General features: G+C 65.4%; 23 protein-coding genes, 1 tRNA gene and 1 pseudogene. 10 read left to right on the top strand and 15 right to left on the bottom strand.

From position 1 onward, the window contains the following. A complete protein-coding gene (gene rsmD / locus DX905_RS00495) occupies positions 1-555 on the top strand; it encodes a 16S rRNA (guanine(966)-N(2))-methyltransferase RsmD (RefSeq protein WP_116089582.1) in 555 nt (184 codons plus the stop codon). Here the strand turns inward: rsmD and DX905_RS00490 are convergent. Further along, complete coding sequence (locus DX905_RS00490; protein WP_116089581.1) at positions 509-1780, bottom strand: MFS transporter; 1272 nt, start codon at positions 1778-1780, stop codon at positions 509-511. The genes rsmD and DX905_RS00490 overlap by 47 nt on opposite strands. Positions 1781-1872: 92 nt before the next feature. Next, complete coding sequence (locus DX905_RS15880; RefSeq protein ID WP_162875398.1) at positions 1873-2184, bottom strand: hypothetical protein; 312 nt, start codon at positions 2182-2184, stop codon at positions 1873-1875. Positions 2185-2418: 234 nt separating this feature from the next. On the opposite strand from DX905_RS15880, the gene DX905_RS00480 reads away from it, so the two are divergent. Next, positions 2419-4689, top strand: coding sequence for an ATP-dependent helicase (locus DX905_RS00480; protein ID WP_116089579.1), 2271 nt, complete (start codon positions 2419-2421; stop codon positions 4687-4689). Positions 4690-4785: 96 nt separating this feature from the next. Here DX905_RS00480 and DX905_RS00475 read toward each other — a convergent pair whose 3' ends face one another. After that, a complete protein-coding gene (locus DX905_RS00475) occupies positions 4786-5445 on the bottom strand; it encodes a TauD/TfdA family dioxygenase (RefSeq protein WP_162875397.1) in 660 nt (219 codons plus the stop codon). A 22-nt stretch (positions 5446-5467) separates the two neighbouring features. Next, a complete protein-coding gene (locus DX905_RS00470; protein WP_240320906.1) occupies positions 5468-6517 on the bottom strand; it encodes a radical SAM/SPASM domain-containing protein in 1050 nt (349 codons plus the stop codon). A gap of 882 nt (positions 6518-7399) precedes the next feature. Here DX905_RS00470 and DX905_RS00465 point away from each other — a divergent pair. From DX905_RS00465 to DX905_RS00455, 3 genes are all read left to right on the top strand, one after another. Next, positions 7400-8104, top strand: a complete 705-nt coding sequence (locus tag DX905_RS00465) for a TonB-dependent receptor (protein WP_116089576.1) — start codon at positions 7400-7402, stop codon at positions 8102-8104. A 78-nt stretch (positions 8105-8182) separates the two neighbouring features. Beyond that, positions 8183-9406: a tetratricopeptide repeat protein gene (locus DX905_RS00460; protein ID WP_116089575.1), complete on the top strand. Its 1224-nt coding sequence runs from the start codon at positions 8183-8185 to the stop codon at positions 9404-9406. Between the two features lie 362 nt (positions 9407-9768). Continuing rightward, complete coding sequence (locus DX905_RS00455) at positions 9769-9954, top strand: hypothetical protein (RefSeq protein WP_162875396.1); 186 nt, start codon at positions 9769-9771, stop codon at positions 9952-9954. Positions 9955-9972: 18 nt separating this feature from the next. Here DX905_RS00455 and DX905_RS00450 read toward each other — a convergent pair whose 3' ends face one another. The 5 genes from DX905_RS00450 to DX905_RS00430 form a co-directional block, all read right to left on the bottom strand. Continuing rightward, positions 9973-10854, bottom strand: a complete 882-nt coding sequence (locus DX905_RS00450; protein WP_116089573.1) for a DUF1796 family putative cysteine peptidase — start codon at positions 10852-10854, stop codon at positions 9973-9975. Positions 10855-10896: 42 nt separating this feature from the next. After that, entirely contained in the window at positions 10897-11415 is a 519-nt protein-coding gene (locus DX905_RS00445; protein ID WP_116089572.1) for a hypothetical protein, read from the bottom strand. Next, on the bottom strand, positions 11412-12953 hold the full coding sequence (locus DX905_RS00440) for an FAD-dependent monooxygenase (protein WP_116089571.1): 1542 nt from the start codon (positions 12951-12953) through the stop codon (positions 11412-11414). Before DX905_RS00440 ends, DX905_RS00445 begins: the two co-directional genes overlap by 4 nt. Before the next feature lie 232 nt (positions 12954-13185). After that, positions 13186-13566 carry a DUF1801 domain-containing protein gene (locus DX905_RS00435; RefSeq protein WP_240320664.1) on the bottom strand — a complete coding sequence of 127 codons (381 nt, stop codon included), beginning with the start codon at positions 13564-13566 and terminating at the stop codon, positions 13186-13188. 99 nt (positions 13567-13665) lie between these two features. Continuing rightward, on the bottom strand, positions 13666-14433 hold the full coding sequence (locus DX905_RS00430) for an OmpA family protein (protein ID WP_116089569.1): 768 nt from the start codon (positions 14431-14433) through the stop codon (positions 13666-13668). Between the two features lie 188 nt (positions 14434-14621). Here DX905_RS00430 and DX905_RS00425 point away from each other — a divergent pair, with 188 nt between their 5' ends. From DX905_RS00425 to DX905_RS00410, 4 genes are all read left to right on the top strand, one after another. After that, positions 14622-15449, top strand: a complete 828-nt coding sequence (locus DX905_RS00425) for a hypothetical protein (RefSeq protein WP_162875395.1) — start codon at positions 14622-14624, stop codon at positions 15447-15449. A gap of 53 nt (positions 15450-15502) precedes the next feature. Then, the gene (locus DX905_RS00420; RefSeq protein WP_116089567.1) at positions 15503-16255 is read left to right on the top strand and encodes a copper homeostasis protein CutC; all 753 of its coding nucleotides are present in this window, start codon (positions 15503-15505) and stop codon (positions 16253-16255) included. Beyond that, positions 16252-17262: a glycosylasparaginase gene (locus DX905_RS00415; RefSeq protein ID WP_116089566.1), complete on the top strand. Its 1011-nt coding sequence runs from the start codon at positions 16252-16254 to the stop codon at positions 17260-17262. Before DX905_RS00420 ends, DX905_RS00415 begins: the two co-directional genes overlap by 4 nt. A gap of 141 nt (positions 17263-17403) precedes the next feature. After that, complete coding sequence (locus DX905_RS00410; protein WP_162875394.1) at positions 17404-17655, top strand: hypothetical protein; 252 nt, start codon at positions 17404-17406, stop codon at positions 17653-17655. A gap of 48 nt (positions 17656-17703) precedes the next feature. Here the strand turns inward: DX905_RS00410 and DX905_RS00405 are convergent, their stop codons facing one another. The 5 genes from DX905_RS00405 to DX905_RS00385 form a co-directional block, all read right to left on the bottom strand. Further along, positions 17704-19761 carry a S9 family peptidase gene (locus DX905_RS00405; RefSeq protein WP_116089564.1) on the bottom strand — a complete coding sequence of 686 codons (2058 nt, stop codon included), beginning with the start codon at positions 19759-19761 and terminating at the stop codon, positions 17704-17706. A gap of 44 nt (positions 19762-19805) precedes the next feature. Continuing rightward, positions 19806-21578 carry an aspartyl protease family protein gene (locus DX905_RS00400; protein WP_162875393.1) on the bottom strand — a complete coding sequence of 591 codons (1773 nt, stop codon included), beginning with the start codon at positions 21576-21578 and terminating at the stop codon, positions 19806-19808. Positions 21579-21640: 62 nt separating this feature from the next. Further along, complete coding sequence (locus DX905_RS00395) at positions 21641-22018, bottom strand: DUF2497 domain-containing protein (RefSeq protein WP_116089562.1); 378 nt, start codon at positions 22016-22018, stop codon at positions 21641-21643. Positions 22019-22035: 17 nt separating this feature from the next. Then, positions 22036-23511, bottom strand: a complete 1476-nt coding sequence (locus DX905_RS00390; RefSeq protein WP_116089561.1) for a TolC family outer membrane protein — start codon at positions 23509-23511, stop codon at positions 22036-22038. Beyond that, positions 23511-24185 (bottom strand): protein-L-isoaspartate O-methyltransferase family protein, encoded by a 675-nt coding sequence (locus DX905_RS00385; RefSeq protein WP_116089560.1) that lies wholly within the window; start codon positions 24183-24185, stop codon positions 23511-23513. Before DX905_RS00385 ends, DX905_RS00390 begins: the two co-directional genes overlap by 1 nt. Positions 24186-24409: 224 nt before the next feature. Between DX905_RS00385 and DX905_RS00380 the strand changes: the two genes are divergently transcribed. Then, a tRNA-Cys gene (locus tag DX905_RS00380) sits at positions 24410-24483 on the top strand. 313 nt (positions 24484-24796) lie between these two features. On the opposite strand, the pseudogene DX905_RS16440 reads toward DX905_RS00380, so the two are convergent. Beyond that, positions 24797-25675: pseudogene (locus DX905_RS16440) on the bottom strand (DUF763 domain-containing protein); the annotation flags it as partial. Between the last annotated feature and the right edge of the window lie 50 nt (positions 25676-25725).

The raw sequence follows: 25725 nt of genomic DNA, 5'->3' as shown, positions 1-25725 counted from the left end.
ATGCGTATCGTTGCAGGTCAGTGGCGCGGGCGGGTGCTGCGCGCGCCTTCGGGCGAGACTACGCGGCCGACCGGCGATCGCACGCGCGAGGCGCTGTTCTCGATCTTGACCAGCCGGCTTGGATCGTTCGAAGGTCTGGCGGTGGCGGATATCTTTGCGGGCACGGGCGCGCTCGGGCTGGAGGCGATGTCGCGCGGGGCGGCGAGTTGCACCTTCGTCGATCATGATCGCGAGGCGGTGAAGGCGATCAAGGCCAATATCGCGATGCTGGATGCGCGGGCGGATGTCATCGCCAGCCCGGTCGCGTCGCTCGGGCCGTCGCGGCGTGCCTACGATCTGCTGCTGTTCGACCCGCCTTACGGCAGCGGCGGCGCAGGCGCGCTGATCGAGCGGCTGACGCGGCTGGGCTGGGCGAGCGAAACGGCCGTGGCGACGGTCGAGACGCACAAGGACGAGACCGTGACCGCCGAAGGCTGGACGCTCGAGACCGAGCGCAAATACGGCCAGGCTAAGCTTTCCGTGCTCGCCCGAGCGCAAATAGCGCAACCAGACTGATCAGGGCGGCACCGCTGCAATAGAGACCGACCGACGTCAGCCCACCATGCTTCACGAGCACCTGAGCGACGGTCGGGGTAAGCCCGCCGCCGAGAACGCCGGCGACATTGAATGCCATCGACACGCCGGTATAGCGCACGCGCGCCGGAAACAGGCTCGGCAGCCATGCGCCGAGCGGCCCGTAGACGAAGCCCATCATCGTCAGCGCCAGTGCCAGGAAGACGAACACCAAAAGCAGCGAACCCGAGCCCATCAGCGGGCCCATCAGCAGCCCGGCGAACATCGTGCCGACGCAGCCCGCCATCAGGACGCGGCGCTCGTCGAAATGCTTATCGGCGAACCACGCGGCGGCGTAGATACCCGCGGCCATGAATAGGATCGCGCCGAGCTGGACGCCGAGGAATTGCTCCATCGAATAGCCCAGCGTCCTGGTGCCATAACCGAGCGCGAAGGCGGTCGCGACGTAGTAAAGCGCGAAGCAGGCGATTGCGCCGATCGTACCGGTCGCGAGCGCGCTGAAATGGCGCGACAGCAATTCGCCGAGCGGGATGGCGGGCGGCGGCGCTTCGGCCAGCGAGGCCGCGAATTCGGGGGTCTCCGCCAACTTAAGCCGGATCCATAATCCGACACCGACCAGCAAGGCCGACAAAGCGAACGGGACACGCCAGCCCCAATCGTGGAATTGCGCGGGCGTGAGCGTGGCCGCGAGGATGAGGAACAGGCCGTTGGCGGCGATGAAGCCGGCGGGTGCACCGAGTTGGGGGAACATACCATAGCGTGCGCGGTAGCCTGGGGGCGCGTTCTCGACCGCGAGCAGGGCCGCCCCGCCCCATTCCCCACCGAGGCCGAAGCCTTGACCGAAACGCAGCACGCACAGGAACAGGGCCGCGATCCAGCCGGCGGTGAGATAAGTCGGCAGAAAGGCGACGAGCGTAGTGGAGATGCCCATCGTCAGCAGCGAGGCGACGAGGGTCGACTTGCGGCCGACGCGGTCGCCGAAATGGCCGAAGAAGATCGAGCCCAGCGGGCGGGCGACGAAAGCCACGCCGATAGTGGCGAAGGACAACATCTGTTGCGCGGTGGGCGACGCGGTCGGGAAAAAGAGTTGCCCGAACACCAAAGCCGCAGCGGTGGTGTAGACGTAGAAATCGTAGAATTCGATACCGGTCCCGACCAGGCTCGCGACCAGCACGCGCCGTGTCGAAGGCCTTGCCGCACCTGTCATATCCCCACTCCCACAGCGGCTCGATGCCGTCGGGAGTGGGGATTGGCTTGGCCGGCGGCGGCGGTCAACCGCACGCGCGCCGATTCATGGTCTTAGCGGCGGCGAGCGCGGCCTTCATGCTGGACGCAATGGTCGTGCACGGTGCGAGAGCAGGCCGGGTAGCTCGACATGTCGGCCGTCGTCGGGGTCGGCATGGCGTTCATGCCGGCGCTCGGCGCTGGTGCCGCCGTAGTGTCGGCCGCAGGCGCGGTGGTCGTGCTGGCATCGGCCGGCGCGGTCTGCGTGCTCATGCTGCTGTCCGTCTGCGTCGTGGCCGGTGCCGAGGCGTCGGGCGTGGTGGTGGTCTGTGCGATCGCGGCGGTCCCGACGATCAGCGAAGCGGCGATCAGAAAAGTTGCCTTCATGGAATGACTCCTTGCTTGCCGGGCGATTGCGCCCGTTGCCCGCGCGTTTCCGGCGCGGATCGGCATGGCAGGTACGGTGTTGTCGCCGGAAAGTTCCGCCTCCGAAGCGATCCGTGGCAGGAACGGGCCGAAGTGGTCTTCGCGGTTCAAGGCGGAGTTTTTCGGAAAGGCGCGTTTCCGGTAGCGGTGCCGCGAAGGTTGCCCCGGGCGCTGCCGTTCCCTACCTGTTCGCTGGTGAGTCTCCCCGCCCCCTCCCCTAACGACCCGCCTTATCTGCGCGGATTGAACCCGCCGCAGCGTGAGGCGGTGCTGACGACCGACGGGCCGGTGCTGGTGCTGGCGGGGGCCGGCACGGGCAAGACGGCGGCGCTGACGGCGCGGCTGGCGCATCTGATCGCGACGCGGCGCGCCTGGCCGAGTGAGATCCTCGCGGTGACGTTCACCAACAAGGCGGCGCGCGAGATGCGCGAGCGCGTCGGGCGGATCATGGGCGAGGCGGTCGAGGGGATGCCGTGGCTCGGCACCTTCCATTCGGTCGCCGCAAAGATGTTGCGCCGCCATGCCGAGCTGGTCGGCCTGCAGAGCAATTTCACGATCCTCGACACGGACGATCAGCTTCGCCTGCTCAAGCAATTGATCATGGCCGCCGATCTCGATGAGAAACGCTGGACCGCGCGCGCGCTCGCCGGACTCATCGATCGCTGGAAGAATCGCGGCTGGACGCCGGCCGAGATCGACGCTGCCGAGAGCGAGGCGTTCGCCAACGGCCGCGGCCAGGAATTATACGCTGCCTACCAGACGCGGCTGAAGGCGGTGAACGCCTGCGATTTCGGCGATCTGTTGCTGCATATGCTCGTCATCCTGAAGACGCATCGCGACGTGCTGGAGCGATATCAGCAGCGCTTCCGCTACATATTGGTCGATGAATATCAGGACACCAATGCCAGCCAATATCTGTGGCTGCGGCTGCTGGCGCAGGAGCGCAAGAATATCTGCTGCGTGGGCGACGACGACCAGTCGATCTATTCCTGGCGCGGCGCCGAGGTGGCCAACATCCTACGCTTCGAGCGCGATTTCCCGGGCGCCAAGGTGATCAAGCTCGAGCAGAATTACCGTTCGACCCCGCACATCCTCGCCGCCGCATCGGGCGTGATCGCGCATAATGGCGGGCGGCTCGGCAAGACCTTGTGGACCGAGGAAGAAGCCGGCGAGAAGGTACGCGTGATCGGCGTGTGGGACGGGCCGGAGGAAGCGCGCCGCATCGGCGAGGAGATCGAAAGCGCGCAGCGCGCCGGCACCAGGCTCGACCAGGTCGCGATCCTGGTGCGCGCCCAGTTCCAGACGCGCGAGTTCGAGGACCGCTTCATCGCGATCGGCATGCCGTACCGCATCGTCGGCGGCTTCCGCTTCTACGAGCGCGCCGAGATCCGCGACGCGCTCGCTTATCTGCGCGTGATCGCCCAGCCGGCGGACGACCTCGCCTTCGAGCGGATCGTCAACACGCCCAAGCGCGGCATCGGCGACAAGGCGGTGACCAAGCTCCACCAATTGGCGCGCGCCGAGGGCCTCCCCCTCACCCACGCCGCCGCGCGCATCCTCGACACCGATGAGCTGACCCCGCAGGCGCGGCGCGCGCTCGGCAATCTGATCGGCGACATCGCGCGCTGGCGCGCCAAACTGGGCGAGCTGCCGCATGCCGAGCTGGCGCGGATCATGCTCGACGAAAGCGGCTATACCGCGATGCTGCAGGCGGAGCGTTCGGCCGAGGCCGCGGGCCGCCTGGAGAACCTCACCGAGCTGGCACGCGCGATGGAGGAATATGAGACGCTCGGCGCTTTCCTGGAGCATGTCAGCCTGGTGATGGACAATGACGCCAACGCCGACGAGGCGAAGGTGACGATCATGACGATCCACGCCGCCAAGGGGCTGGAATATGACACGGTGTTCCTGGTCGGGTGGGAGGAAGGCGTGTTCCCCTCGCAGCGTTCGCTGGACGAGGGCGGCACCGCCAGCCTGGAGGAAGAACGCCGCCTTGCCTACGTGGCGATCACACGCGCGCGGCGGCGCGCCTTCATCATGCATGCGGCCAATCGGCGCATCTATGGCCAATGGACCTCATCGATCCCCTCGCGCTTCGTCAATGAATTGCCCGCCGAGCATATCGAGAGCGAGACGACGATGAGCGGCGGCGAGAGCCTGTGGCGCGCGCAATGGAGCGAGCAGGCCGACCCGTTCGCGCATGTCGCGCGCGCACAGACGCGCGGCCCGGGCTGGCAGCGCGCGGTCGGCAAGCCGCTCGACATGAGCCCGACAAGGCTGGCGGAGGTAAAATCGAGCGCGGCGAGCTTTGCGGCCAAGCCGAGGGGCGACATTGCGCTGGGGCAACGCGTGTTTCATTCCAAGTTCGGCTATGGGCTGATCGCGGAGATCGAGGGCAACAAGCTGGAGATCGACTTCGAGCACTCCGGGCGGAAGCGTGTGTTGGATAGTTTCGTGCAGGTGTGAGCGTGAAAATGCTTTGCATCATATCGGTGTCCGGGCGCCACCACTGGACCGCGAACCCATCTCTTCATCGCCGACTTAAATAAGAGATAAGCCTCCTTAATTGTAGGTTGGATCGTAAGCATGTTCCGTCATCAACACCGTTCTTTGAAGGACGCGGCCCTTCCCCGGATGCCAGACCAGCGGCCTTGCCGCCGCGGCGCGGCGGGCATGGAGCATCCGCCAATTGTCGATGATGATATATTCGCCGGGCCAGAGAACATGCGCCCAAGCAACCTGACGGGCGATGACCTGGGAAAGCGCGGCAACTCCATGCGAATGGCTTGGAAATCTCGGGCGCATCACGTTCTCGGCATATCGAAAACACGATCTTCCCGTCCGCCGATCAATGTCTAGAAGCCGTATCGGCCGGGGCTTGCCCGAATTTCGTATGACCCACGGCTCCTCCATAAAGATTTTCGCCTGCTGTTTTGTCATGCCGATCGGAGACATATCGACCGCAATAGTTTCAACCGGAAGTCGACCGACGCTGATGCAGCGCATCACGATGAACCTTGGGGGTGATGGCCAGTCGGGATAATCGGTGTGAAGAGATAGTTCCGATGGAGGGCGGCCATAAGAGAGCCAGCGGGGAGGCGTCTCGTCCGACGGCTCATGGAGCTCCTCAACCAGGCCGGGCTTCAGGCGGATGGCGAAGGCACGTTCCAGTTCGCAAACCACCGCGAGCACATTTTCCGCGGCGAAGTGGGCTACGCCCACATTCCGCACCGAGCGTGCAACATCAGAGGGTGAGCGAAGCGCCGAGTTCAAGCTGGGGATCGTAGCCACAATCGGGCTTCTTCCGCCAATCATCACCGCCCTGCATCGCGTCCGGCCGACAATCGAAGCAAGCGTAGCGAAACTCGCACGCCGAGCACCCCTCAATCTCATCTTTTGATAACGAGGCAGCGCCCTGATATGCCGCACTTGCGAATAAAGCGGTGGTTCCGTCCGCGATGTTTCCGTAAGCAACGTTGCGGGTCATGATACATGGGCTGACCAATCCGTCCGGTCGGATAACAAGGTGGTCGTAATAGCAATTGTGCGCGCTGCTCGATATCTTGGCCTGGTGGGGTGAAAATGTCATTGCCGTCGGAAGGTTGTTGACTGCAGCGGGCAATCTCCAATCCTTGTCTATCCCGCGTCCCACCTTCGAGGGGGCGATCACTTCATAACGCTTCACCCGATGTTCCTGCATCCAAGTATCATATCTGGGAAGATCGATCCCGTCGGCCGTGTCCAGATACACACCCACAAAAACGTCTACTCCCTGCTCGGCGCACAGGGAGATGGCAGCCAGCGTAACTTCCCACGACCCAAGCTTGCCGGTCATGGTGTCATGCTGCACTGGATTCAGACCGTAAAGGGCGGTGCCAAATTCGATATCGTGACTTTTCACGACATCTACAATTTCGCGCACCTTCGACCTGATGGCCAGGTTACTGAACATTCTCAGTTGAGTTTTCGGTGATTTCAACTGGATATAGCTTGATAGCTTCTGCACAAGATCAAGCCTGATGCTCGGTTCCCCTCCTATAAAGGTGATCTTCGCCGCCCCGACCGCCAATATATCATCGATCGCCGCGATCCATTGATCGAGGCTCATCTCTCCCGATCGGTCAACGGACGGACCGGAGCTCGCGTAGCAGTGCTGGCAAGTCAGATTGCACGAATTGGTAACTTCAAGCCAAACATTTTCAAGAATATCAGGCTTAGCCAAGCGGGTCGAGCGCGGCAGATCTAAATCCTTGACCCGGGGAGACCCCGCACGGATCCAACCCTTACGCCTCATGCTAACCAGGGTTCGCGTTGAAAATGTCTTGCGAGAACCCACGGACGGGTGAGCTAGCGCCTCGAGCACGTCAATCTCTTCTCCGGTTGCCGGCCAGCACAGTCCGCGATCGAAATCGTAGACAGCGCTTCTCTTCGCGCCCGGCAATATTGCGATGCCCCGCGCGACGCGCATCGACTATTTGGGACAGGCGCCGGAGGGCCTGCAATCCTGCGGTTTTATCGGGCCCCTGGGCTCTTCGTCTTCTTGGGGCTCCGGTGGCCAGATCGTAATAATCTGTACAATTGATCCAATAGCTTGCGCGTCCTGAACGATGCTGGACAGCGTCTCGTACAGACGAGAATCCCCGCCTGGGAAGACCGTTGCCGTCAAATTATTCGCTTCGTCTAGCATACCAAGTTCCCCCGAAAGGAATCACTAGAAAGCAACTCACCCGAAGCTGAGCGAGAGTCCGGGGGACGTCAAGGTGAGAAAGTGTGGATCCAAAGGTTGGCATCCGTGGAGATACTGACTTAACTCTGTCATGCTCACGCATGAGCGTTACTGCAGATCATCCGGCTTTATCGACCAGCCTCTTTTTTCAGGACGTAACCCCCACGGCGGGAATAAGGCATCCGAAAACTAATCGTGCGACCGCCACGAGCCTGGGCACAGTCATATGCTCGATCGTTTCTGTGTATCCAGCGTGCAGGACGTGGGTTAATCTAACAGGCAGCGACAGGCCGGCATGCAGCATTTGAGCTCACCTGGCGACGGGCGGCGAAATCCTATCAGGCGCCTCGGGGGCGACGCGCAGTAGATTCGTTGCCGCCGACCGTGCGGAGCTAGATTGACTTGGGACGAGCCGGAGCTGAAGTTCGGCGGCTTTGGCAGGGGGATGCAATGCGAGGCTTAATTCCGTTTGCGCTGGCTTTAAGTCTGGCCACGCCGTCCTTGGCACAGGACCTCCAGTCGCAGGAGATCATCGTAACCGGCAGCCGCGCCGAACAGGATGGCTATCAGCGCGATATGCCCGCGGTCGGGCTGCGGCGGACGGCGGATTTCCTCGTGCAGGAGGTCATAATCCGCGGCGACACGCGCGATCCGAAACAGCGGGGCGTGGAAATTCGTCAGATGCTGGAGCGGGCCGTGCAACTGGCGGGCAAGCACGGCGTCCAGCTCGCCTTTGGCGACTATATCCTCACGCCGCTGACCCTGGGCAATCTGGATCAGATAACCCTCTCCAACGACACGCGACCGGACAGCCAGAAGATCGAATTTCTGGTCAAAGCACCGCTTGGGGGCAAGGAAAGCGGCACGACCGCCGAAAAACGGATCGCGGACTATATCGAAGCCGTTCCCGAAGTCGGCCGGGCGCAGATGGATATGTCTGGCGACTCCTCCTTGTCGATCGTCGGTCCGGATCAATATCGCGTGCAGATCGCGGACAAGGTGATGGAGGATGCGCGCGCGCTTTCGGCCAAGATGGGCGCGGGCTATGCGGTGTCGATCGAAGGCCTGAATATGCCCGTTCTATGGACACGCGCCGGGGCATCGGAGGTGATGCTGTACGTGCCCTATAAGCTGATTATCGTTCCCAAGCCCTAAGCCTCCGCGTTGAGATGGGAGCGCAGCACCCTCTCAACCCGATTGCGCAAGCCGGCCTCATGAGCCAGCCTAACCGCAATGCCCCATATCATTCCCCTCCAGGTCTGGCTGCTGATCACGCTCGCGGCGTTCGGCCTGCTCCCGGCCCGCTATGTGTGGCGCTATCTCGCGCATTCCGGATCGGCGCGCGACCTCATGCGGCCGCCGGAGGCGCTGGAGTGGCGTTCGACCCGCCAATTCCGGGTGAGTTTGGCGATCCTGGCCGGGCTGGCCGGGCTCGCCGTCTTCATCTTCACGCCGGCGGCCGCGCGGCTTGGCCGGCAATTGACGCAATCGCCCCTGCTGGTGCCGATCCTGCTCGGGGGCGTAGGCGGGTTCGCGCTGTTCGAAGTGTGGCGCGGACTGACGACGGGCACGATCGAGCCGATGTCGCGAGGTACGCTTGGCCCCTATCAGCGCGCGACGCAGCCGAAACGCTTCTGGATATCGCTCGGCTGGAACGCGATGTTCGGCGCGCTGTGCCTGGTGATGGCGGTGGGCTCGTTTCGGCAACGCACTGGCCAGGAGCAGGACGACCAATGCTTTTTGCGGTCGGGGAACGCCGCGCGGGCGGAGGCGCTCGACGCGTGCGACGCGCTCATCGCCGCGCGCGAAAAGGCCGGCGGCAACCCGGCGGATCTGCTGGAGGCACGCGGCCTGATCCATTACCGGACGGGCACGTACCATGACGCACTGGCCGATTTTACGCGCTCGATCCGCCTCAACCCGCGCGAGCCGACGACGCGCTACGACCGCGGCCTGGTCTATGCGCAGCTCGGCGACGATGCGCGCGCCATCGCCGATTACAGCGCGGCGATCGGCATGGGGTTGCATGCGATGGAGGTCTATGTCGACCGCGGCGAGGCGCTGGCGCGGGGGCGCCGGTTCGACGCGGCGTTGGCCGACTTCAGCCATGCGCATGCGCTGCGGCCCAACGACCCCCGCCCGCTTGGCGACCGCGCGTTCGTCTATGTCGAGCAGCGGGATGCGATCCGCGCCGAGCAGGATCTGGCGGCGTTGCGGGCGATCGATCCCTATGATGCCGGCCTGCTCAATGCGGAGGCGCTGCGCAGCATCGGCGAGGGCGACCCGAAGCGGGCGCTCGCGCAGCTTACGCTGGCGCTGACGCACCATCCCGACGATGCTTGGGCGCTGGATATGCGCGCGCAGCTGTACCGGTATTTCCGTCAGCCCGATAAAGCGCGCGCCGACAGGGATGCGCTGGCGCGGCTGACCGCGACGCCCCCGGCATGGGGTGGGTGACGGCTGAGGCGCGTCGCGCGACGGCTGAAAACGGACATTCGCTCCATCGTTTCTGCATCCGAAGGCTGCAAGGTGTGCCGATACGAGCGGGAGGCGGCAGTGAAGCGCTCGGAACTGCGGGCTTATTGCGCGGCGGTGGCGGCTTCGGCAGCCGCGATGGACCTGGCATTCTTCCTTTGGGCGGGAGCTCCCCCGATCGTCGAGAGCCTGTTCGACCTGATGGGGTTGGCAGCGTTCTGGCTTGGCTCCGCCCTGGCGATTCTCCTTGGGTCGTTCGCTCCGGCGGCTGCCATGATCGGCCTGTCGCGGCGCTATCGAATAACGTCATTGCCTTTTTTTTGGCCTGGTCCTGCGCCGCATCCTTGCTGTTTGCGCTGGCGTGCACCGGGCTGACGTGGTGGCCGCAGGTGCCGCCGAGCGACCCGGAGTATCTGAGCTTCGAGCATCTGCTGCGGCGTGTGATCGGCCTGTTCGCGCCCGCTGCGGCGGTCGGCGCATTTACCTATTCGGCGATTGCGGGGCGGCGCGCGGGAGATCCGCAAGAATGACGATGCTCGGCGGACGCGTCAGTCGGCCAGCCGCATATGATATTGCCCGATCATGCCGCGCAGGTTGATGTCATCGATCCAGTTGGTGAAGGTCATGCCGTTAAGCGGCGATGTGGCGCGGTAGCGGATCAACTCATGCACACCGATCTGCCGTTCGAGGCTGCCGCCGATCCGCGCCACATTGTCATCGGGCGCGCGCTCCACATTCACGACCAGCAGCTTGGCGTTGCGATAGCGTTGGGCGACGAGTTCGCACAGAGCGTCGAAATCGTCGTGCGTGGCATGCTTGCCGGCAATGTTGGTCATGAACAGCAATTTGGCCTGTTCGGAGGTCGTGACGGCGCGGAAGCGCGCGACCGCCCGCTCATAATAAGCCCGATGGACCGGCTCAGCGACGTCCCGGTGCATGAAGATCGCATCGATGCCGAAGCGCGCGCGATAATCGAGATGGTCGGCGCAACGCTCGTGGGGTGTGCGCCGCAAATGCATCGGGATCGACCGATGCTGCGCGGGATCGAGAAAGCCGGCGAAATCGTCGCGCAGCATCTCCACCACCATCGGCGGCGACGATAACAGCCAGTCGAACGGATAGGATGCCCGCTTCCATCCCGTCAGCTTGAGCAGGAAGCTGGCATAGCAATCGGTGCCGAGGCTGATGATATGTTCGATCGGGCCGATCGGGCTCGGCCGATCCGCGACGGTAATGCCGCGCAACCTGGCGGCAATGGTCTGGGCTTCGGCCGACTGGCTGAATTCCTGCATCAGCCGAGCGATGCGCTCGGGCGAGCCATCGGCGGCGAGCGCCTGCGTATAGGCGTCCAGCCCGCCTGCGTCGGGCTCGCGCTTGAGGATGCCGCGGTACAGCTCGGTCGCGAGCGCGCGGGCCTGATCCTCATTCATGCGGTCACCACCGTCGGTTGCGGGCTGGTTGCGGCATGCCCCCTACCCCCACTTTTGCTTCGGCTCACGGGCGCCCAACGATATGCCGCATTGATCCGCAATCGCGGCATTCGCTTTGGTCATGACGCGCAGGACATAGGCCTTCTCATCCGGCGGTATCTCCGTCCCGAGCTTGCCCCAGCCGTGATAGATTTCGGTGCGGCCGTCGGTCGAAGGCGCGATGTCGATGCGATAGCCGCCGGTACGCTCCCAGCGCGTATCGTTCGAGGGCAGATCATAGGATATCTGACGCACCATGGTCTCCGCGCGAAACAAAGATCGGGGGCGGGTATAATCGTGCGACTGCACGGACCGCGTGACCGTCCCGAGCGCGGACATGATGCAATCGGGATCGACGCGACCCTGCACCTCGCTCCGCCAGCCGAGGCCGATGCCGGGATCGCACGCAGCGAGCATCAACACTGCCAAGGGGGCGATGCAGCGCAGGTTCTTGGCCCATGACATCAGCCAATGATGCAGCAAGGCCGGGGCCAAGCCAATATGGGCGTGGCGCGGCTTCATCGCGGTCTGCCGAACCAGCGCGACGCGGCCGCGTGCGCGCCGGTAAGGTCCCCGTCGCCCTCGCTGGCCCAGGCGACGAAGCCATCGGGCCGGAGGAGTAGGGCGCGCAGGCCGAGCCCGTTCTCCGCATCGCCCGCGACATAGTCGATCCGCCCCTGCCAGCCTTGGGCGACGGCGCGCAGCGGTGTCTGCGCGGCAAAGTCCAGCAACAGGCCCCTGCCGGCGCGCAGCAGCACGCCGGTCCTGCGGCCGTCGGTCAAGCGGAAGTCGGGGCAACTGCGACCGACGAGCGAATGGCTGCCGCCGAGATCGTAGCGCAGCGACACGCCCCACATCCTTTCTGCGAAATAGGTCGCGCCGTCGCGCGTCGCGACGAGATCGCCGATGATGGCGGCAAGCGCACGGCTGCCCGGGCTCGGCCGCATCAGCGCGACCTGAGCACGCGACCAATCGAGGATGCGGGCGCCCTCCGCATGGCGCTCCTTACAATAACTGTTCAGCAATCCGGCCGGCGCATCGCCGCGGATCGTCGCCGCCAGCTTCCAGCCGAGGTTGATGGCATCGCCAAGGCCGAGGTTGAGCCCCTGCCCGCCCAGCGGCGAATGGATATGGGCGGCATCGCCGGCGAGCAGCACGCGCCCGCGCCGATAGGCAGTCGCTTGGCGGGCACGGTCGGTCCAGGTGGCGGCGAGGCGGAGCGCAGTGAGCGTGACGGCGGTGCCGGATACGCGGCGCAACACCGCCTGAACATGCTCTTGCGTGATCGGCCAAGTGCGGTGGAAGGCGCCGCCATCGAAGTCCACCAGCGCGATCGTGCCGGGCTTCGCATAGGTGTACATGCCGGTCGGCGTGTAGCTGCGCCCCGGCGGGAGCGCGTCGGGATCGGCCAGATCGGCGAGGATCGAATAGCCGGTGAATTCTGGATCGGTGCCGGTGAATGCGAAGTCCCCCGCCTTGCGCACGATGCTGCGGCCGCCATCGCAGCCAATCAGCCAGCGCGCATGGAAAGTGCCCCCGCCGGCCTGAAGGATCACGCGGTCGTTTGCGGGGACAAGCGCTTCGACGCCGACGCCGCGCCGGATCTCCGCCCCGAGCGCGGCGGCACGGGCGGCGAGAATGGTTTCAAGCGCCTGCATGTCGACGGCCAGCGTGGCCCCGGCCGGGCTCGCCAGGCGGTAAGTCCAGCGAGCGGCGTCGACATCGTCGTGGAAGAACTGGATGCCGGCAAAATGGCCTGCGGGCCGCCGCTTCTGCTGCAGCCAGTGGGCCGAGGCCTGGGTCGCGCCGGCTTCATCGTTGGCGCGCTGTGCCGCGGCCACGTCGTCGAGCAATCCGCGGCGATCCAACGCCTCCACCGTCGGCAATGACAGGCCGCGCAGGCCGAAAGGCAGCGCCTTCAGCGGCGAGTGCGGATCGTCGGCGGCCTCGAGGACGAGCACGGCGATGCCGGCCAGCCGCAGCTCGCAGGCGAGCAACAGCCCAACCGGGCCGGCGCCGGCGATGATGACGTCGTGGAGAATGGGATCGGGGGAAGGCATGGCAAGACTCCAGGGTCGATAGCGATCGACCGGAGCGTTCCTCGCGATGGAGACCCGACGGACGACCATGAGGCGCGTGGCAGCGCCCGATGCTCGTCGTGGGGATCCCAGGCACGAGGCCAAAGACCAGAGCTTTCGTTACCGAAAGGACTTGGGCTCACCAGACCAAGTCTGCCTTTTCCGACAGGGATTGCTTAGCGCGGCCGCGCCGAAGCGGCAAGCCGCGCTGGCCTCAGCTGCGCTTCTGAGCCAGGTTCAGTGCGACGGCTGCGCGGATCAGCGACGTGAGCGCCGCCTCGTTCAAGGCGTCACTTTCCTTAAGGTCGATCGCGCGGCGGACCCCGTCGAGGCTGGCGTTGAACAGGCCATGCGGGTCGGGCAAGGCACCGCCCTTCATGAAGGTGAGCTTGACCTTGTCCTTATAGCTTTCGCCGGTGCAGAGAATGCCGCCGTGCGACCAGGCGAGCACGCCGAGCGGATTGGTGGGCTTGCGCCATTTGATCTCCTCGATGACGTCGGCATCGGCCTGCCGGATAAGCATGCGGATGCGGGTGAGCAGCGCGCCGCGCCAGTCGCCGAGGCTGTCGATCTTGGCGTCGATCGGGTCGGTCATGAAGCCGCCTTCCATGCGGTGAATGCCTGTTCGCCGCATTGCCGGTTCCCGCGGGATATTCAAGCATGTGGGGGCGGCCTCGCGACCGCCCCCTTGCATTCAATTGTCGCGATCGAAGCGATCGGCACGCTGGCCGAGCAAGGTAACCTCGACCCGGCGATTGAGGCGCATGCCCTGCGGCGTGGCGTTGCTGGCGACCGGCTCATGCTCGCCATGGCCTTCGACGCGGAAGCGCGCGCGGACGACGCCCATCTGGTCGAACGCGGCACGGACGCTTTCGGCGCGCCGCTCGGACAATTGCTGGTTGTGCGCATCGCTGCCGCGCGCGTCAGTGTGACCGATGATGGCGACGCGGACGCCGCCATTGGCGCGCAGATAGCCCGCGAGCGGCCGCAGCTTGTCGATCGCGCCGGGACGCAGCGCGGCACTATCGGTGCGGAAGAGGACGTCTTCCTGCAGCGTCATGGTCGCGCCGAGCGGAGTTTGGCGGAAGCGGTAATTGCGCATCGCGCGGTGATCCCAGCCGTTGCTTTCGGTGCGGACGACCACCCGGTCGCGCGACCAATCCCCGCCGCGGCCGGAGCGCGCCATCTCGCCAAAGGCGCGGTTGGCCGCCTCGGCTTCACGGGGATTGATCCGACCATCGTCGTTGACGTCGAAATTGCGCATGACGAAGGCGCGGCCGCGCGGCGTGTCGCGCAAAGCGGGGCGAAGCAGCGGCACACCCATGCCAACAAGCTCACGCGTGTCGGCACGATCGTCGCCAGCGTCCCAGGGTCGCGGCTGGGCCAGTGCCGGGCTGCCCGCGGCGAGGATCACGATCGAGGCGGCAAGCGCACGGGCGGTCTGTTTGTACAAGTTTATCATATTTCTTCTCCATGGCCCCCGCCATGCCCGCGAATGTGCCGCCGCAGCGTTGAACCGCGGGTGAGGATCGCCGACAGGCTAGGTTCACGCGTTGCAGGGCCCGACGCCCGCTGGTTGTGATTGCGCGCGCCAGGCGCCAAGCTCGGTTGAGCTCATCATCTGTGGGGTAGATTGGGATGTTTTTGATCATGGCGCTCAGCATCGCGGCGCTCGCGCTTCGGCCCGACGCGCCAGCATTGACCCCCGATCAGGCGCGGATGATGGCAGCCCCGGCATTGGCCGACGCACTATTGGCGACAGGCCACCCGTCCGCCGTGGAGGCACTGGTCGGCACGGAGGGGATGGTTCCGCCACCACCGCCCGGACCAACCGAGATCACGCCGATCACGCTCTATCTGAAGGCAGCGCCCAGCCGTCAGAAGGGTTTCTGCGAGCGGATCGTCGCCCAAATCGCGTTGCAGCCAGCGCAGCGGCTGGGTGGCCGCCGGCTTGCCCCGGCGCTGCCGGACAGGCTGGCGACGAGTATTGCTTATCGCTGGATCGGAAATGACCGCGGCAAGACCGCTTGCGAGGCGCCGCGATGGAACTTCTTCGCGCCCGATCCGGCCGAGACAGCCTCGGTGTTGAAGGCGGTGCGCCTGCTAGCGCGCGCGCAGCAGGAGGCCAAGGCGGGCAAGAGCCTGCCCTTCCCAATCTCCGTGGACGACCAGTACGGCCCGCAAATGCTGGAGTTCGAACGCAGCCACCCCGCCTTACTGCCCTTGCCCGGTCTCAAGATCATCACCGACGGACAGCAGGCGCTTGCCGACCTGCCGATGGAGGCAATCAGATATGCCGGCCCGGCCGATCGGGCATTTCCCATGCTGCTCAAACCCGCCGAGCTTGCACCGCGCCGGGGGATAGCGGTCGAGGCAATGACGCTTTTCCTGGCGGATCGGTGGACTGCGAGCATGGTGCTGGGCGGGCGGCGGATCGTACTTCTGCGGTTGCGGCGCGCTATTCCTGCCCCATTCTGAAGAACTGCAGATCGAGCGCTTGGCACCTTGTGCGGTGCACCATAAGGTAGGGCGTGGCCGTATTGCTCGAAATCTGCGTGGACGATGCCGCTGGCGTTGAAGCGGCGGTCGCCGGCGGCGCGGACCGGATCGAGCTTTGTTCAGCGCTGGAGCTTGGCGGGCTGACACCCCCGCCCGCATTACTTCGGTGCGCGGTGGCAAGCGGGCTCCCGATCCACGCAATGATCCGGCCGCGCTCGGGCGGATTCCTACTCAAGGACGGTGACGTCGCGCTGATGATAGACGAGATCGGGTCGGCGCTAGCGGAAGGTGCGACGGGCGTGGTGGTAGGAGCGCTGCTTGCGGACGGCACGCTCAATCAGGCCGCGCTCGGGGCCTTCCGCGACGCGGCGGGCGACGCGCAGATAGTGCTGCATCGAGCCATCGACCTGACGCCTGACCCTGTTGCCGCCGTCGAGTCCGCCTGCGCGCTCGGCTATGACAAGATATTGAGCTCGGGCGGCGCCACCACCGCGATAGAGGGTGCCGCGACGCTGGCGCGAATGGTGAGCGCGGCGAAGGGGCGGCTGTCGATCATCGCCGGATCCGGCGTGACGCCCGATAATGTCGCCCTGTTGCTGACGCAGACTGGAGTGCTGGAAGTGCATAGCTCGGCGAGCGTCGCCGACGCGCCGCCCGATGAGGCTGCATTGCGGCTGGGTTTTGCGATGGGAGCGCGGCGCGTCACCGATGCGGGCACCGTCCGGCGGCTATGTGCGGCAATCGAACGCAATTCCACTTCACGTGCAAGGGAGACGACGGGATGAGCGGGGGAACGACGCGGCGCGGCGCGATCGGGTTGGGCGCGACGGCATTGGCTTTGGCGGCAGCCGGCCGGGCAAGCGCGGCAGCGAGCGATCCGGTCGCAGTGCTTTCGACCTGGGATTTCGGCAAGGCAGCGAACGAAGCCGCGCTCGCCGCTTTCCGCGCCGGCGGCAGCGCGCTCGATGCGGTCGAGGCCGGGGCCAAAGTGCCCGAGGCCGATCCCGACAACCATTCGGTCGGCTATAGCGGCTATCCCGATCGCGACGGGCATGTCACGCTCGACGCGATCATCATGGACCAGGATGGCCGCGTGGGCGCGGTCGCCGCGCTAGAGAATGTCGTCCACGCCATCTCGGTCGCCCGGCTCGTCATGGAAAAGACCCCGCACACCTTGCTTGTGGGCGAAGGCGCGACCCGGTTCGCACTCGACAACGGCATGCCGCGCGCCAACCTGCTCACGCCCGAGGCGGAGAAAGCGTGGCGCGACTGGCTGAAGACCGCCGACTATCGGCCGATCGCCAATGTGGAGAACCACCTGCCTGGCCCGCCCGGCTCCAGGCTCAACCACGACACGATCGGCATCATGGCGCGCGGGCGCGATGGGCATCTGGCGGCGGCGTGCACCACGTCGGGCATGGCATTCAAGATGCGTGGACGCGTCGGCGACAGTCCCCAGGCAGGTTGCGGATTATTCCTCGAGAAGGGCGTGGGCGCCGCGGCCTCGACCGGCGTCGGTGAAGAGGTAACGCGCATCGCGGGCACGGCGCGGGTGGTGGCATCGATGCGCGCGGGGCTCTCGCCGCAGGCGGCGTGCCGCGAAGCGGTCGAGCATATCGCCCGTCTGCGCGGCGAGGCGATCAAGGGCATGCAGGTCGGTTTCCTCGCCCTGGGCGCGGACGGCCGGATCGGCGCGTTCGCGCTGCTGCCCGGCTTTACTTATGCCGTCACGCGGCATTCCGGCGCGGCGGAAGTTCTGCCGTCGCCGAGCTTGTTGGGGGCGCCGGCATAGGCGATGGAGTCCCGGCAGGCGAATGTGAGGAGAAAGATTATGCGGCGGCTTCCGGTCATTGCGGCCCTTCTTCTTGCCGCCTGCAGCCGGCCTGCGGAAAAGCCTCCCGTAACAACGGCCGAGGACATGGTGCGCGCGGCTATGCCTGCACGACCCCCAGGTAATGAGGCTGGCAGCTTCAATCCGCTTGCGTCGTCGGAGGTCAAGGACGCGATCCATCGTGCCCTGCTGACCGGGCAGGATCAGAGGTGGCAGGCAGGCCCGTGGAGCGGATATGCCGTCCCTTCCCGCCAGACCATGGCCAATGGCTGCCGCACCATCCGCTATACCGTCGATCAGCGTCCCGATGCGCCGGCAACCACGATCAACGCCTGCGACGCGAACAAGCCCTGACCGCGATCGGCTCGCGACTGCAGACTGGCTGCACGTTCTGCGATGAGTTTAGCGTCCGGGATTACCGGTCCACTGGTCCATCCAGCCGAACACATTGGCATACCATTGCAGGCTGTTCTTCGGCTTGAGCACCCAATGATTCTCGTCGGGGAAGACCAGTAACTTCGACGGTATATTGCGCCGCTGGAGGGCGGTGAAGGCAGCGAGCCCCTGCGTGTAGGGGATGCGAAAATCCTTCTCGCTGGTGATCACGAGTTGCGGTGTCTTCCACTTCGTAACGTCGTTTACCGGGTTCCATTTCTCGAACGCTTGCGGATCTTCGTAATAGGCCTTGCCGCCATGCTCCCATTCGTCGAACCATAGCTCTTCGGTCTCATAGGCCATGGCGCGCGCATCGAACACGCCGTCATGCTGGACGATGCACTTGAAACGATCGGGCCAATTGCCCTCGATCCAGTTCATCATATAGCCGCCATAGGAGCCGCCCGCGGCGCAGACATTGTCGCCTGCGAGGAAGTCGAAACGTTCGGTGGCAGCTTTGAGTCCGGCCTTGAGATCAGTCAGCGGGCGGCCGCCCCAGCTCTGGTTGATCCCGTCGGTAAAGGCCTGGCCATAGCCGGTCGAGCCATGGAAATCGACGGACACGACCGCATAGCCGTGGCCGGCCCACGCCATCGGGTTCCAGCGATAGGACCAGCTGTCGTTGAACGTGCCTTGCGGCCCGCCATGGACGAGAAAGGCAACCGGCGCCTTCGCGCCGGGGGCAAGCTGTGCCGGGCGGAGCGCCCAGCCCCAGACGGTGTCGCCGTCGGCGCCCTTGAAGTTGAAGCGCGTCATGCTCGGCAGGTCGACCCCGGCGAGGCGGGCGGCATTGACGTTGGTGAGCCGCGTCTCCCTGCCGTTGGGCGCCCACCAATAGAGGTCGGCGGGCGCGGTCAGGCTGTCGCGCGCATAGACGATCCCGCCCCTGGACAGCACATCCAGCGCGGCGACATGGCCCGCGCCGGTCAGGCGATGGACCTGACCATTGGCGAGGTCGACACGGAAGGCGGCAACGTCGAGCGTGTCCTCGGCGGTGACGTAGAGGCTGGCTGAATCCGGCGCCCATTTGACCGAACCGACCGAGCGGTCCCATTTTTCGGTCAGTGCACGGACCTCGCCAGAACGCAGATCGCGCACCCACAGCACCGCACGGTCCGCTTCGTAACCGGCGCGCTTCATCGCCGTCCAGGCGAGCCACCGTCCGTCGGGCGAGACTGCGGGTGCCGTATCGGTCCCCTTGTTATCGGCGGTGAGATTGACCGGGGGCGCCGAGCCGTTCGCGGGCGCGGCGAAAATGTCGAGGTTGGTGGAGAGCGGTTCGATGCGGCCTGATTCACGCAACGCGAAGTAGATAGTCCTGCCATCGGGGCTCCATGCCAGCTCCTCGCCACCGCCCATCGGCTTGGACGGCGTGTCGCCCACCAGCGCGCCCTCGATGGCGTGGCCGGCCCCTGCGGCTTTACCGCCGACGAGCGGGATCACGAACAATTGAGAGCGCTGGGTGTCGGACCAACTGTCCCAATGGCGTACGAACAATTGGTCGTAAGTGCGGCCGCTGCCGGCATCCTTGGACTTGTCGGGCTGTTTCGCGTCGAGATTCGCGGCGCCGACCGGGCGGTCAGCCCAGACGAGAATGGCATCGCCCTTCGGCGAAAGCTTGAAGCCCGACAGGTCGTAATTGCCGGTCACCTGCGTTGCCGGTCCGCCCGTCATTGCCGCGCGCCAAACCGCGCTTACGTCGCCCTGGCGGTTGGATAGGAAATAGAGCGCGCCGTCGGGCCCGAAGGCGGGATCGCTCTCCTCCGCAGCGGTCGAAGCGAACTTCTCGGGCATGGCGCCCTTCGCCCGGAGATCGAGCCGCCAGAGATCATGACGGCCGCGATTGGCGGCAAGATCCGTCTCCCGCTGATCCCACACGACCCAGCGGCCATCGGGCGATACCGCAGGCGCGCCCACGCGCGACAACGACACCAGGTCCTGTGGGGTGAAAGGGCGCGCCGACGACGGTGCGGCAAGCGCGACGGCAAGCGCGGCGGCGGGCGCCAGCATGGATAATTTTTTCATAATGCCCCGACTAGCAAGCATTTGGACGGACACAAAGGGTGGCCCTAAGGTACCAGGCCCAGCTTCGCAGCCTCCGCCGGCAATGTCGCGTCCAGCGCTTTGGCCCTCGCGAGATCGGCCTCGCCTTCTTGCTTCTGGCCTAGCCGGATCCGCGCGATACCACGGCCGTAATGCGACCAGGCGGCGTTGGGGCTCGCAGCAAGCGCTTCATCATAATCAACGATAGCCCGGGCATAATCCCCCATCCGCACGCGCACCATACCGCGGCTGTCCAGAAAGCTCGCCGTATGCGGGCGGATCGCCAGCGCGGCATTGCAATCCTTCAGCGCACGATCGAAATCCTTGCCCGCCATCGCATTCGCCCAGCACCGGCCATTGAGCGCGACGACCTTCTTGTTGTCGTCCGGATGCGCCGCCAGCCACAAACTATATTGCTCGGCGGCCCGCTGATATTCACCCAGCCCGCTATAGGATCCGGCGATGGCCAGGCGCCGGTCGGATGACTTGGACGCTGCTGCGGCGGCGGCATCGATATCGGAGCGGACGTCAGCATCGCGATCCAGGCTGCGGCGGACGCCGGCGCGCATCAGCAAGGCGTCGACATGGTCCGGCTTGAGCTTCAGCACCCGCGCCGCGTCATCCACCGCCTGCAGCGGCTGGCGCATCTGCAGGTGCAGTTGCGCGCGCTGCCAGAGGTAATCCACATTGTCCGGCGCCAATTTCACCGCCTGGTCGAGATCGGCCAGCCCACCGGCAAAGTCGCCACGTGCCGCTCGCGCGCCGCCGCGCCGGCTGAAGCCGGCGGCGTCGGTCGGCAGCTCGTCGGCGGCCGCCGGCGGTGGCACCTTGGCGGGCTCCCGCGCATCGTCGCCATCGCGATCTCGCAGATAGCGAAGATCGAAGACATGACCTCCGTTGAAGGTGAAGAATAATTTGTGGAGCTTGTCGGACCAATAAACGCGGTGCGACAGGAAGAAGTCCGCCCCGACCAGCATATCGGCGTCCGTGAAATCCCCCCCGAAGCGCAGCCGCGTGTTGCGTATTTCCTCATCGCCGATCTTGATGCTGGCGACCGGGCCGATCCAGGTCGGCACCATCGCGCGGCCGAGCCCGCTCGATGCGCCGGCAGGCTTCACGTCCGGATTGCCGGGCTTGAGCCCGATCCGCGCCGCCGCCTTGAGCGAAACGAACGAAGTGGACGCCCCCGTGTCGAACAAGGCACGAAGCTTGACGCCGTTGACCGAGATGGACGCCACGATGTGCGGACGTTCGCTGCTCATGCGTTCGGTGTCGAGCATCGAATAAGCCTCGCCCGGTGCCAGCCAATAAGCGAGGTTCGCCTTGCTGCTGCAGCCATCGCTGCGCATCAGCCGGATCGCGCCGCGGGCAAGATCGAATTCGGCATCGGCCAGCGCGAGCACATTCTGGCCCAACAGGCCAACCGAACCGACTTCGCTGCCGCCGACCAGGAATTGCACGCGGGGGACGGGAACGCCCGCAAAGGTGAAGGTTTTCACCGTGGTCAGCATGGGCGTGATCGATCCGCCGACCCCGGTCATGCGGAAGCCTGGCGGGAGATGTTCTAGCGACAGCCCATATTCGGCCGCGCTGCCTGGCGAAATCATGCTGAACCAGGCGCCGCTGTCGGCGATGAAGGTCGCGTCCTTGCCATTGATCTGGGCGCGGACCAACGGACGCAGACCGGACATGGTAACCGGTAAGGTAACGATCGCGCTCACCCGGCACGACGTTGCGGCCTGCCCGCCCGATGCCAACGCCAGCATGCCCAAAGCGGCGAATAAATATCGGTGCGTCAATGGCTTCTCCCGCGCTTGATCTTGGCGGTGGGAGGCAGATCGATCAAGCTTTTCGGCGATGATCAGCGCCCGATTGCGCGCGCCACTTCGCGTGTGACGACGCGCTCGACCAACTCGGGCAGGTTGGCCTCAAGCCATTGCTTGAGCATTGGCCGCAGCATCTCACGAACCAGCCCGTCGAGCGTGTTATCGCCGGCGCGCGGATCGATCATCACACCTGCCAGCGCCGCGAGCGCGGCTTTGCTTGCCTCGGCGGTCTTTCCCGAGATGAGCGAACCCGATTCGGGTGCCTCACCAAGTTCAAGGACGCCTTCATCAGGCACGGGCGCCGCGGGTGGCGCCACCGGAAAGCGGCGCGCCGCATCGACGTCAGCGCTGATGATGCGCTTGATCGAAGCGAGTACGTCTTCCATCGATTGTTCGGGCCCACCCTCGCTCATGACACGACGAGTATCGCTTATTGCGAGCGCGGTGTCACGGTCTTGTCGGGGTCATAAGGGGCCACGTCCGGCGCCTCCGGGGTCGGACCGGAGGTACGCGTGCCGCGCGGTGTATATTGCGGCTGATCGCTCCAGTCGCCGATCCAGCGGCGAACGTGGTTATAGTTGGCCGTCGGATCGTATAGCGACCCACCGTCGAGCCCCAGATCGCGCGCTTCGGCCTCCCCCATCGCGTTGAGCAAGGCGAAACCCGCGACATATTGGTCATGCTGCGCGCTGACCAAGTCGACCTGCGCGTTCAGCAATTCCTGTTCCGCGTTGAGAACCTCCAGCACGGTACGTGTGCCGACCCGGTTTTCGGCGCGCACGCCTTCCAGCGCGAGCTCATTGGCTGACACCGCCTGCTGATTGGCGGTGATGGCTTCCGCCGCTGCGCGGTAGCTGGCGAAGGCGGCACGAGTATTGGCGATCACCTGCCGTTCGACGTCGATCCCCTGCTCGGCGGCCTGATTCTGGACCGCCTGCGCCTGGCGGACACGCGCCCCGACAAGGCCGCCCTGGTAGAGCGGAACCGTAAGCGCGATGCCGGCCGAGTTCGAGCCTTGCGAATTGTCGCCGCCGAAGCCGCCCGAAACCTGGTTAATCGTGCCCAGATAATTGTTGTAGTTGGTACCGCCGACGGCCGCCAGCGTCGGCAAGCGCTGTGCCCTGGCGGCACGCACGTCGAAACCGGCGGCCTGGGTGATCGCGCCCGCGGCCTGGATGGCCGGGCTGTTCGATAGCGCGGTCTCGACCGCCTGATCGGGCGTGGCGGGCAGCGGCGGCAGCGCCGGCGGCGGCGCCAAAGTCTCCGGCCAGATGCCGATCACGCGCCGGAAATTCTCGCGGCTGCCGGTCAGATTGCCCTGCGCAGTGACGAGCTGGCTGCGCGCGAGGCTGAGCCGCGCTTCCGACTGGGCGACGTCGGTCCGGGTGAGGTCGCCCACCTGGAAGCGATCGCGGCTCGCCTTGAGGTTGGTGTTGAGGACGTCGACATTCTTTTTGTTAAGATCGACGATGGACGCATCGCGGATCACGTCCATGTAGGCCGCGACCACCTGCGTGAAAATATTGCCCTCGGTCGTGCGCAGATCGGCTCGCCCCCCGGCGACGCGTGATTCCGCAGCGTTGATCGCGTTCTTGACGCGCCCACCCTGAAACAGCGGATAGGACAGGTTGAGCTGCGCGGTCAGCGTTCGGCCGCCATTGTTGAGGCGGGCAATGCCATTGGTGTTCTGGCTAAGCCCAAGCGTGCTCGATGCCTGAAGCCGGGATTCCGCTTTGGCGATCGGCACGCCTTCATCAGTCGCGCGCAACTGGGCGCGCGCGGCATTCAGAGCGGGACTGGAATTATAGGTCTGGATGAACGCTTCCTGCAGCGTGGTCGCCAGCGCGGGCGCGCCCAGCGCGACCCCCGCCAGCAAGGCCGCCACGATCTTCCCCCCCGTACGCATCAGAATGTGAACCCCTTTTCCACCGCGAAACCAGGCAAGGCAGGCGCCTCCGCATCGGCGAACGTGATCATGCCGAACCCGTCGCCCGCCTTGCGGCCGATCGCCAGCCGGCTGACGCCATTCTCCACAATCGGTGCGGCCAGCCGGCCGCCATCGGCCATTTGCGCGATGATTGTTGGAGGCACTCGCTCGATGGCACCATCGAACAGGATCAAATCGTAGGGCGCGCCCTCGGACCAGCCTTCGGTGAGGGGGCCAGTTACACGGCTGACACGCGCCGGCAGCGGCGCATCGCCGACCAATGCAACATCTTCTTCGAGGGCGACGACAGTACCGGCCAGCTCCGCAAGCACGGCGGCGGCATAACCCCCGCCCGCGCCGATAACGAGCGCATGATCGGATGATTTCACGCGGGCCTCCGTGAGCAGCCGGCCCAGCACCATCGGCGCCGGCATTGCCCGACCCGGCGAAATCGGCAGCGCCGCATCCAGATAAGCGAGTGCAGCTTGCGAGGCCGGCAGGAACCGCTCGCGTGCGACCGCCCCCATCGCCGCCACGACGCGTGGATCGTTGACCGCCGTAGTACGCAATTGGCTCGCCACCATCGCACGACGCATCTGCTCGAAATTATGCTCGGTCACTTTATCGTTGCCCTCTTCAGGTGTCTTATTCATACAAGACACCGCTCCGCATGACAACGCCTTATCGAACGCAATTGTCGAGGCCAAGAGGAGCATGATCCATGCCAGTGCTTCACGGCTCAGGAACGGCGTCTACCGACTTCCGGTGTCCGAAAACGGGCACAAGCGACTGCGAGCTGTCCGATAATGGGCAGGTACCCCAATGCAGGGACTTGTTTGACACGGACGCGAAAAGCCACCATCTGCGCACGCCTTCCGGCCCGATGGCGGAGTGGTTACGCAGAGGACTGCAAATCCTTGCACCCGGGTTCGATTCCCGGTCGGGCCTCCACTTCCTGATCGAGTACGACCTGCCCGGCAGGTGGCGGCTCGATTCCAAACACGCTGCGGCCACCATAAGTGTGGCTGGCCGCACGCTCCTGCGCGATCAGCGCTTCCACCGAAGGGCCGTGCGCTTCGCGTTCCAGCTGGCGGGACTGCGCATCCAGCCGCCGGATCGCGGCCAGTTCTTCGGTCTGTCCCAGCTTGGCCCGGTGGATCGCGCTCTTCATCACCGCAATCGTGCGGTCGTAAACCTTGATCGGGACCGGAAAGGGATGGCGGTCCTTGCCGCCATGGGCGAGCGAGAAGCGCGCCGGATCGCTGAACCGGCACGGCGCGCCATGGACCACTTCCGCCACCATCGCCAACGCCCGCACGGTGCGGGCGCCAACGCCGGGAACCAGCAGCAATTCGGCAAAATCCTCCGGTCCCCGCTCCGCTGCGGCCGCAAGATTGCCGTGCAGCCGCCGCGCGATCACGTCCTCGCCGCGTACGTCGTGATGATCGGGCATGATCAGATGCGGCAGCATGGCTTGCGCCGCAGGTGGCAGGGCGGGGGCAGCCTGCCGGGCCAGCTCGGCCCATTCGCGGGCGACGCCGCCCGGGCCGATCGTACCGAGCAGGTCGAGTTGAGCACGGCGCGAGGCCTCGGCGCGGCGATCGGTGAGGTTGACGATCACGCCCTGCCCGCGCCCGTCAATGGCGGCATGTGGCGCATCGACGAAGCTGGTCATCTCTTCCGACAACCAATGATAGCGGCGCGCCTGCCGCCGATCGCCGTTCATCCCCTGCTGCACGACGACCCACTTGCCGTCGTCGCAGACGATGAAGCCGTGCAGGTAGAGATCGAAATTGTCCTGCACGGCGGCGCTATCGACTTTGGCAACCAAGCGGCTGGCCTTGGCAAGCGCGGCGCCATCCACGCCGACCTTCTCGCCAACCATTGCCAGCTCGTCGGGCGTGCGGCGCGAATGACGGCCGCGGCCGCCGCAGACGTGGATGCCCAATTCCCCCGACAGCGGCGCAAGCCCGCGCTTGAGTGCACCCAACACGCTGGTGGTGATCCCGGACGAATGCCAGTCCATCCCCATCACCGCTCCGAAGGATTGAAACCAGAATGGATGGGCCAGCCTGCGGAGGAATTCGTCGCGGCCATATTCGTGGACGATCGCTTGCGTGATCACCGCGCCGAGCTTGGTCATCCTCTCGCCCAGCCACGGCGGAACGCGCCCGCCATGCAGCGGAAGGTCTG

Origin of the sequence: Sphingomonas crusticola, assembly GCF_003391115.1 — a bacterium.
Lineage (GTDB): Bacteria > Pseudomonadota > Alphaproteobacteria > Sphingomonadales > Sphingomonadaceae > Sphingomonas_I > Sphingomonas_I crusticola.
This window is presented reverse-complemented; position numbering and strand designations above follow the sequence as displayed.